This window comes from Rhodococcus sp. YH1, assembly GCF_009939605.1.
Classification (GTDB): Bacteria; Actinomycetota; Actinomycetes; order Mycobacteriales; family Mycobacteriaceae; genus Rhodococcus; species Rhodococcus aetherivorans.
In genome coordinates this window covers 20003-21432 of record NZ_WVTE01000295.1, presented here as the reverse complement: position 1 = coordinate 21432, position 1430 = coordinate 20003, and the positions used below count along the sequence as shown (strand labels likewise).

Below are 1430 nucleotides of genomic sequence, written 5' to 3'. Positions count from 1 at the left end.
GGTTGCGTCCATCAGGATGGTGTACGAGCCGGATCGGATCCGATGACCGGCGTGTCGTAACCGGACGAAAGACGGTCACCGCGTGATTCTTCGAGAGAGCTACCAACTCGACTCGACGAAAGAGCACGCGATGACCACTGCCCACGATATCGACCTCCGCCAGCTTGTCGAAGACCGACTCACCGGCGCCAGCCCCGACCTGCTGCGCGAGCTGCTGACGATGTTCATCCACGCCCTGATGGGCGCCGAGGCCGACGCCCTGTGCGGCGCCGACTACGGCCAACGCTCCGACGAACGCGTCAACGTTCGCAACGGCTACCGGCACCGCGACTTCGACACCCGCGTCGGCACCCTCGACGTGGCCATCCCCAAGCTGCGGTCCGGCTCGTACTTCCCGGACTGGCTGCTGCAACGGCGCAAGCGGGCCGAACGAGCCCTGACCTCGGTTGTTGCGACCTGCTACCTGCTCGGGGTCTCGACCCGGCGGATGGAGAAACTCGTCGATACCCTCGGGATCACCTCGCTGTCGAAGTCGCAGGTCTCGGTGATGGCGAAAGACCTCGACACCCAGGTCGAGGCCTTCCGGAACCGACCCCTCGATGCGGGCCCGTACACGTTCGTCGCCGCCGACGCCCTGGTCCTCAAGGTCCGCGAGAACGGACGGGTGGTGAACGTGCACGCCCTGGTCGCGGTCGGGGTCAACGCCGACGGCTACCGCGAGATCCTGGGGCTGGACGTCACCTCCGCAGAGGACGGCGCCGGCTGGCTGACCTTCTTCCGCGGGTTGGTCGCCCGCGGCCTGACCGGGGTGCGGTTGGTGACCTCCGATGCCCACGCCGGCCTCGTCGCGGCGATCGGCGCAACCCTGCCCGGCGCCTCCTGGCAGCGGTGCCGCACCCACTACTCGACGAACCTCATGGCCGTCACACCGAAGTCGTCGTGGCCCTGGGTGAAGACACTGCTGCACTCCGTGTACGACCAGCCCGACGCGGATTCCGTTCACGCACAATACGATCGAATCATCGATGCACTCACCGAGAAGCTGCCGAAGGTGGCCGATCACCTCGACGCCGCCCGGTCGGATCTGTTGGCGTTCACCGCGTTCCCGAAGCAGATCTGGAAACAGATCTGGAGCAACAATCCGCAGGAGCGCCTCAATAAGGAGATCCGCCGCCGGACCGACGTGGTGGGGATCTTCCCGGACCGCACCGCTCTGATCCGACTCGTCGGGGCGGTGCTGGCCGAGCAGCACGACGAGTGGATCGAAGGCCGCCGCTACCTCGGCCTCGACGTACTCGCCCGCTCCCGCACCGACAAGCCCGCCGACAGTGTCACCGAGGGCACCGAGGAGGTGACACCGGCCTTGACCGCCTGATCCACCGACGAGGAATCACGCGACGACGTCGTACACCACCTCACGGGACTTGACC

1 protein-coding gene is annotated in these 1430 nt (G+C 66.7%); it reads left to right on the top strand.

What is annotated here, in order from left to right; translation table 11 throughout:
* Positions 1-130: 130 nt before the first annotated feature.
* Complete coding sequence (locus tag AIIKEEIJ_RS32200; RefSeq protein WP_161995940.1) at positions 131-1375, top strand: IS256-like element IS1164 family transposase; 1245 nt, start codon at positions 131-133, stop codon at positions 1373-1375.
* Positions 1376-1430: the final 55 nt, after the last annotated feature.

Bases quoted from the DNA above. Each gene is read 5' to 3' on its own strand.
- AIIKEEIJ_RS32200 (WP_161995940.1), top strand. From the start codon at position 131: ATGACCACTGCCCACGATATCGACCTCCGCCAGCTTGTCGAAGACCGA.